The organism is Pelomonas sp. KK5 (assembly GCF_001984095.1).
In the GTDB taxonomy this organism is placed as follows: domain Bacteria; phylum Pseudomonadota; class Gammaproteobacteria; order Burkholderiales; family Burkholderiaceae_C; genus KK5.
This window is the reverse complement of sequence record NZ_LYVQ01000288.1, coordinates 1-7,019: the sequence shown is the minus strand read 5'-3', so window position 1 is coordinate 7,019 and position 7,019 is coordinate 1. Positions and strand designations below refer to the sequence as shown.

At 68.8% G+C, this 7,019-nt stretch carries 8 protein-coding genes; 4 read left to right on the top strand and 4 right to left on the bottom strand.

Features of this window, described 5'->3' with window-relative positions; genetic code table 11:
* Nucleotides 1–282, bottom strand: a 282-nt coding sequence (locus tag B0W88_RS28270) for an aldehyde dehydrogenase family protein (protein ID WP_144007027.1), incomplete at its 3' end; no start/stop codon positions are given.
* 100 nt (nt 283–382) lie between these two features.
* Between B0W88_RS28270 and B0W88_RS28265 the strand changes: the two genes are divergently transcribed.
* Nucleotides 383–1,258, top strand: a complete 876-nt coding sequence (locus tag B0W88_RS28265; protein ID WP_369973946.1) for a LysR family transcriptional regulator — start codon at nt 383–385, stop codon at nt 1,256–1,258.
* On the opposite strand, the gene acnA is transcribed toward B0W88_RS28265, so the two are convergent.
* On the bottom strand, nt 1,255–3,993 hold the full coding sequence (gene acnA, locus B0W88_RS28260) for an aconitate hydratase AcnA (protein WP_077037889.1): 2,739 nt from the start codon (nt 3,991–3,993) through the stop codon (nt 1,255–1,257). The two genes, B0W88_RS28265 and acnA, sit on opposite strands and share 4 nt — an antisense overlap.
* A gap of 148 nt (nt 3,994–4,141) precedes the next feature.
* Between acnA and B0W88_RS28255 the strand changes: the two genes are divergently transcribed.
* Nucleotides 4,142–4,807, top strand: coding sequence for a hypothetical protein (locus tag B0W88_RS28255; RefSeq protein ID WP_077037888.1), 666 nt, complete (start codon nt 4,142–4,144; stop codon nt 4,805–4,807).
* A 235-nt stretch (nt 4,808–5,042) separates the two neighbouring features.
* Complete coding sequence (locus B0W88_RS33895; protein ID WP_158080961.1) at nt 5,043–5,213, top strand: hypothetical protein; 171 nt, start codon at nt 5,043–5,045, stop codon at nt 5,211–5,213.
* A gap of 46 nt (nt 5,214–5,259) precedes the next feature.
* Here the strand turns inward: B0W88_RS33895 and B0W88_RS28250 are convergent, their stop codons facing one another.
* Nucleotides 5,260–6,189, bottom strand: coding sequence for a hypothetical protein (locus B0W88_RS28250; RefSeq protein ID WP_144007026.1), 930 nt, complete (start codon nt 6,187–6,189; stop codon nt 5,260–5,262).
* A gap of 238 nt (nt 6,190–6,427) precedes the next feature.
* Here B0W88_RS28250 and B0W88_RS28245 point away from each other — a divergent pair, with 238 nt between their 5' ends.
* The gene (locus B0W88_RS28245) at nt 6,428–6,667 is read left to right on the top strand and encodes a hypothetical protein (RefSeq protein ID WP_077037886.1); all 240 of its coding nucleotides are present in this window, start codon (nt 6,428–6,430) and stop codon (nt 6,665–6,667) included.
* Nucleotides 6,668–6,681: 14 nt separating this feature from the next.
* Here B0W88_RS28245 and B0W88_RS28240 read toward each other — a convergent pair.
* On the bottom strand, nt 6,682–7,019 hold a 338-nt coding region (locus tag B0W88_RS28240; protein WP_144007025.1), incomplete at its 5' end, for a helix-turn-helix domain-containing protein.

Sequence of the window (7,019 nt, the reverse complement as noted above, 5' to 3'; positions counted from 1 at the left end):
CTCCAGTTGCATCGCGGCGCGGATGTCGCCTTCGCGGGCAGCGACCGCGGCATGCAGGCGCCGCAGCAGCGCGATGCGCTCGGCCTTGCTGCTGCGCGAGAAGCTCGCGAAGGCCCGCTTGGCGGCGGCGATGGCACGGCGCGCGTCCTCGCGGTCGCCCAGGCGCACGCGGCCGATCTGTTGCTCGGTGGCGGGGTTGTGGAGGTCGAACAGTTCGGTGCCGTGGATTGATTCAGGCGTGACGAACCGGCCGTCGATGTAGAGGGTGGTTATGTGTTCCATGGCCGCCAGTCTGTGCCTTTGCATTGCGCTTGATAAGACCGTCAGCGGCGGATGAATCGTCCGGAAAAACGGGACAATGGGGACCATGAAGGACAGCGGCTTGACGGAACTCGAAGCGGTGCTGGCGGTGGCGCGGCACGGCAGCTTCCGCGCGGCGGCCACCGAGCTGGCGATGTCCACCAGCGCGCTGAGCGCCACCGTGGCCCGGCTGGAGGCGCGGCTGGGCGTGCGCCTGTTCAACCGCACGACGCGCAGCGTCTCGCTGACCGAGGCCGGCGCGGGCTTCACCGCGCAGGTCACGCCGGCGCTGTCGCAGATCCGCGCCGCCTTCGATGCGGCCGGCGATGCGGGGCAGACGCCTTCGGGCACGCTGCGCCTGAACATGCACAGCGGCGCGCTGCGGATGATCGGCCCGCTGCTGCACGAGTACCTGCGCCGTCATCCGCAGATGCAGCTGGACGTGGTGACCGAGGGCCGGCTGGTGGACGTCGTCGCGGGCGGCTTCGATGCCGGCGTGCGGCTCATCGAACAGGTGCCGCGCGACATGGTGGCGGTGCCGATCGGCAGCGCGCTGAGCACGGCCGTGGTCGGCTCGCCGGACTACTTCAAGGGCAATCGCAAGCCGCGCCGGCCGGCTGACCTGAGCAGGCACGCCTGCATCCGCCTGCGCTTCGCCAGCGGCGCGATCTACCGCTGGGAGTTCCAGAAGAACGGCGAGGCGCTGATCGTCGACGTCAACGGGCCGATGACGCTGGACGACATGCACGGCATGCGCGCCGCCGCCCGCGCCGGCATCGGCCTGGCGCTGATCTCCGACGCCTTTGTCCGCGAGGACCTGGCCGCGGGCCGCCTGGTCCGCGTGCTGGCCGACTGGACGCCGCCGTTCCCCGGCCTGGCGCTGTACTACCCGAGCCGCCGGCATCCGCCGGCGGGGCTCAGGGCCTTCATCGAGCTGGTGCGGGAGATGAACGTCTAGGCCGCCAGCAGCTGCCGCAGCACGAAGGGCAGGATCCCCCCGTGCTTGTAGTAGTCCACCTCGATCGGCGTGTCGATGCGCAGCGTCAGCGTGGTGGTCTTCTTCGTGCCGTCGGCGCGGGTGATCACCAGCTGCGCGTCGCGCTGCGGCGCCAGTTCGCCGTCGATGACGATGTCGATCACTTCGTCGCCGACGAGACCCAGCGTCTCCCAGCTCTCGCCGGCCTTGAACTGCAGCGGCAGCACGCCCATGCCGACCAGGTTGGAGCGGTGGATGCGCTCGAAGCTGCGCGCCACCACGGCCTTGATGCCCAGCAGCTGCGTGCCCTTGGCGGCCCAGTCGCGGCTGGAGCCGGTGCCGTACTCCTCGCCACCGAAGATCACCGTGGGCACGCCGGCGGCGATGTAGGCCATCGCGGCGTCGTAGATGAACTTCTTCTCGCCGCTCGGCTGGTACAGCGTCAGGCCGCCTTCCTCGCGGCTGCCGTCGGCGCCGGGCGGGATCATCAGGTTCTTGATGCGCACGTTGGCGAAGGTGCCGCGCATCATCACCTCGTGGTTGCCGCGGCGCGAGCCATAGCTGTTGAAGTCGGCCTTCTGGATGCCCAGGCCGCTCAGGTACTGGCCGGCCGGCGAGCTGTCCTTGATCGAGCCGGCCGGGGAGATGTGGTCGGTGGTGATCGAGTCGCCGAACAGGGCCATGACGCGCGCGCCGCTGACGCCAGCGCCACTGAAGCTCGGTACTTGAGCGAAGTGCTCGAAGAAGGGCGGCTGGGCGATGTAGCTGCTGGTCGGCCAGTCGTAGACCTGGCCCTTCACGCCCTGGATCTTCTTCCACAGCGCACCGGGCTTGTCCGCCACCTGCTCGTAGTTCTCGCGGAAGGCCTTCGGGTTCATCGCGTACTTCATCAGCGCGTGGATCTCGTCGCTGCTGGGCCAAATGTCGCCGAGGTAGACATCCTTGCCCTTCTTGCCCTTGCCCAGCGGCTGGGTCATCAGGTCCACCATCACGTTCCCGGCGATCGCGTAGGCCACGACCAGCGGCGGCGAGGCCAGGAAGTTGGCCTTCAGGTTCGGATGGATGCGTGCCTCGAAGTTGCGGTTGCCCGAGAGCACCGCCGCGGCCACGAGATTGTTCGAGACGATCGCCTCGTTGATCTCCGGCGTCAGGTCGCCGGCATTGCCGATGCAGGTGGTGCAGCCGTAGGCGGCGAGGTTGAAGCCGAGCTTCTCCAGATAGGGCAGCAGCTTGGCCTTCTCCAGGTACTCGGTGACGATGCGCGAGCCCGGGGCCAGCGAGGTCTTGATGTGCGGCTTGACCTTCAGCCCGGCCTCCACCGCCTTCTTCGCCAGCAGGCCGGCGGCCAGCAGCACGCTGGGGTTGGAGGTGTTGGTGCAGGAGGTGATCGCGGCGATCAGCACGTCGCCGTTGCCGATGTCCAGGCCGCTGGGGGTCGCGTGGCGCTTGTGCAGCAGCTCGCTCGGCTGGTTGAAGCCGTTGGCGGCCACCGGCTGGCTGAACAGCTCGCCGAACTTGGAGGACAGGTGGGTGATCTCGATCCGGTCCTGCGGGCGCTTCGGGCCGGCCAGCGACGGGGCCACCGTGCCGAGGTCCAGCTTCACGACCTGCGAGTAGTCGATCTCGCCCGGCATCGGCACGCCGAACATGTTCTGCGCCTTGAAGTAGGCCTCGAAGGCCTCGATCTCGGCCTTGGTGCGGCCGGTGCCCTTGAAGTAGTCGATGGTCTTGTCGTCCACCGGGAAGAAGCCCATCGTCGCGCCGTACTCGGGCGCCATATTGCCGATGGTGGCGCGGTCGGGCACCGAGAGGCTGGCCGTGCCGGCGCCGAAGAACTCGACGAACTTGCCGACCACCTTCTCCTTGCGCAGCAGCTCGGTGACGGTGAGCACCAGGTCGGTCGCCGTAACGCCTTCCCTCAGCTGACCACTCAGCTCGAAGCCCACCACGTCCGGCGTCAGGAAGTAGACCGGCTGGCCCAGCATGCCGGCCTCGGCCTCGATGCCGCCGACGCCCCAGCCCACCACGCCGATGCCGTTGATCATCGTCGTGTGGCTGTCGGTGCCGACCAGCGAGTCGGGGTAGTAGACCTTGTTGTCCTTCCCCTTGCCCTTGTGCACGCCGCGCGCCAGGTATTCGAGGTTGACCTGGTGCACGATGCCGAAGCCCGGCGGCACCACGCCGAAGGTGTCGAAGGCCTGCATGCCCCACTTCATGAACTCGTAGCGCTCGCGGTTGCGCTGGAACTCGAGCTTCATGTTCAGGTCCAGCGAGTTCTTGGTGCCGTAGTGGTCGATCATCACCGAGTGGTCCACCACCAGGTCCACCGGCACCAGCGGCTCGATCGCCTTCGGGTCGCGGCCGGCGGCGGCGGCCACGTTGCGCATCGCGGCCAGGTCGGCCAGCAGCGGCACGCCGGTGAAGTCCTGCAGCACGACGCGGGCGACGACGAAGGGGATCTCGGTATCGCGCTTGGCGGTGGGCGCCCAGTTGGCCAGCTCGGCCACATGCTCGGGCGTGACCTTGAGGCCGTCGCAGTTGCGCAGCACCGATTCCAGCACGATGCGCAGCGAGACCGGCAGGCGCTTCACGTTCGGGAACTGCTCGGCCAGGCGCGGCAGCGAGAACAGACGGCCGCTGCGGCCGCCCGCGGTCTTGAATTCTGCCTCGCAGTTCGCGAAGGCGTGGACGGAGGGGGAGGCGCTTGACTTGGGCATGGGGGCTCCGGCTGGTCTTGTTGGCCATGCTTGTACCCGAGGCGGATGCCTCGCGTAAAGCGTCGGTGCGAGTTGCGGATCTCCTCTGGGCTGAGGTGGCTGCCGTGGACGCTGGTCGTTATGCTGCCGTGTCCAGGAGGAGCATGAGATGGCCGAGAAGCACCTTTCCGAGAGCGAGTGGAAGAAGTTCGCCAAGGGCCGCGGCCTGAAGGACGCCGTCTTCCTGAAGGCGCTGGGCAGCCTGGACGACGTGAAGACCGCCAAGGCGGAGCTGGCGGCGCTGGACGAGCTGGACAAGCAGTCCGGCCTGCTCGCCAAGGCCGGCAAGGGCGACAAGGAACTGGCCGCCTATCTCGATGACGTGGACAAGGCCGTCGCGCGCCAGCGCAAGGCCGCCGAGGCGCGCGAAGGCAAGGAGGCTGCGGCAGCCAAGGCGGATGCCGAGGACGACGAAGCCTCGCCCGCCTTGCTCACCACCGAACTGCTGCCGCTGGTCAAGCAGACGCGCAACGGCCAGACCATGCAGGCGCTGGTGGCCGCCGGCGGCAAGGAGGTGGCTCTGATGCTGGCCCGCCGGCCGATCTCGCCGGCGCGGCGCAAGATGCTGGCCGACTACCTGGGCGTCAGCGGCGGCGTCCGCTACCTGGTCGGCGAATGCCGCTGGGAGAACAGCGCGCTGACCTTCGTGCTCGATCCGCAGATGTCGGGCCTGGCGAAGAAGCTGGCGGCGGCCGTGCTGAAGCAGACCGGGCAGCGGATGAAGGTCCAGGTGCGGGGCGACGACGAGGATGAGGATGAGGGCGGTGCGTCCTGAGGGGCCCAAAGGGGTGCTGCGCGTGGAAAGCACGTGGACGATCCTGCCCGATGGCGGCAAGTACCTGTCGTCGATCAGGCTGATTCCGATGGGAGGAACGTGACGTGGCGGAGAGCATCGAGGTCCTGGTGGATCAGGTCGAGCGACTCGAGGACTACGAAGCGAGCGCGGACGCGCTGGCCGAACTGGTGCGCCGCGAGCCTGCCGTCGGCGCGAGGCCCATCTGTTCCGGACCATGCTGGACGAGGTCGCCGACGATGTGGGTCTGCTGCTGGAGTCGCCGGAGCTGCAGCAGATCGTGCGTGAGCTGCGGATGAGCATCTCGCATCGCAGTGACAGGCAAGACCCGGTGGTCCGCGAGTCGATCGCCTCGTTCCTCAGGCTCTACGGCGAGGGATCGGCTTAGCGGACTTCCTCATCAAGTGCTGGGGCGCTGGCGTCGAGCCTGAAAGTTATGCTTGCGCATCACTGACGACGAGGGGAGGGACACCATGGCGGAGAGGAGTCTCAGCGACGGCGAATGGAAAAAATTCGCCAAGGGCCGCAACCTGAAGGATGCGCCGTTCCTGAGGGCGCTGGGCATGCTGGACGGCGCCAAGGATGCCGCGGCCCGGCTGGCGGTGCTGACCGAGATCGACAAGCAGGCCGACCTGCTGCGCAAGGCCAACAAGTCGATCAAGGAACTGGGCGGCTACCTGGACGACGTGGACAAGGCTGTCGACAAGGAGCGCAAGCTCGCCGAGGCCGAGGCCGCGAAGGCCAAGGCCGCCTCGGCCAAGGCGGAAGCTGCGGAGGACGACGAGGATTCCCCCGCGCTGCTCACCACCCAGATGGTCCCGTTGCTGCGCATGGTCCGCAAGGGCGAGGTGATGCGCGCGCTGGTGGGCATCGGCGGCAAGGAGGTGGTGGCCCTGCTGTCGCGGCGGGCCATCTCGCCGGCGCGGTGCAAGCTGCTGCAGGAGTGGCTGGGCCAGAGCGGCGGCGTCAAGTGGGCGGTGGGCGAATGCATCTGGGAGGAGAACTGCCACACCTTCGTGCTGCAGACCCAGGCCGCCGGCCTGGCCAAGAAGCTGCGCGCCGCGCTGCTGAAGCAGACCGAGCAGCGCTGGAAGGTGCGGGTGCGCGGCGAGGATCCGGACGACATCGACGACGACGGCGAGCCGCTGGAGGCGCAACAAGTCGCCGAGGGCGAGGCGCAGGAGCAGCAGCAGCAGGAAGCCCGCGCGGCCGAGCCGGATCCGCAGCAGGCGGCCTTCGAGGCGCGGCTGGCGGCCCTGACGCCGCGGGTGCTTCAGGCGCTGCAGGACCAGCCCGAGGCGGCGACCAAGATCCGCGCCGTCAGCGAGTTCGCCCGCGAAAAAAGGGGAGGGCGGCAACTTCAAGTCGGCCCTGGCCGCGCTGGACCAGCTGGAGAAGCTGCTCGCCGCGCCGGCGGACGCTGCTGCTGCGGCGCCTGCGGCAGCGGGCCAGGTCGACTACGCCAAGTGCCGCCTCGCCTGGGAGGCCGCGAAGAAGAAGGTCCATGCCGAGCTGCAGAAGCTGGAGGCCGCCATCCTCGACGCCTACAAGGGCCAGCCCGGCTACGAGGAGATCGTCGCCAAGGTCCGCAAGGTCGACACGGTGCTGACGGACTTCGCCGACGGCCTGTCCGACACGCTGGACCAGGCCTTCAACGAGCCCGACGCCGCCGAGCGCCGGCGCCAGCACGAGAAGGCGGCGACGGTGATCCGCAAGTACCTGGACCGCGCGGCCAACGATCCCTTCATCCACGATCTGGAGAGCAACCCCTTCGTGCCGATCACCGCGAAGGCCACCTTGGTGAGCACGCTCGGCACGCTCGCCAAGCTGATCGTCGCCTGAAGACAGGCGAAGACTCAGCCGCGGCGGTAGCTCGCGCGGAACGCGCCGGGCGTCATGCCCTTGCGCGCCAGGAACTGCCGGTTGAAGTGCGCGGCCGTGCCGTAGCCGGCCTCCAGCGCGATCAGCCCGATCGGCCGCTCGCTGCTGATCAGCTGCTGGCAGGCGGCGCCGATGCGCAGCTGCGCCTGGTAGTCCAGCAGGGTCTGGCCCATGTGGCGCTTGAAGAAGCGGTGGAAGGCGCCCAGCGAGAGCGCCGCCGCGCCGGCCAGCTCGGTGGCCGACGGCGGCTCGGCCAGCGGCGCCGCATGCAGCCGCTCCAGCACCCGCTGCAGCCGGCCGCGCACCTTGTCGC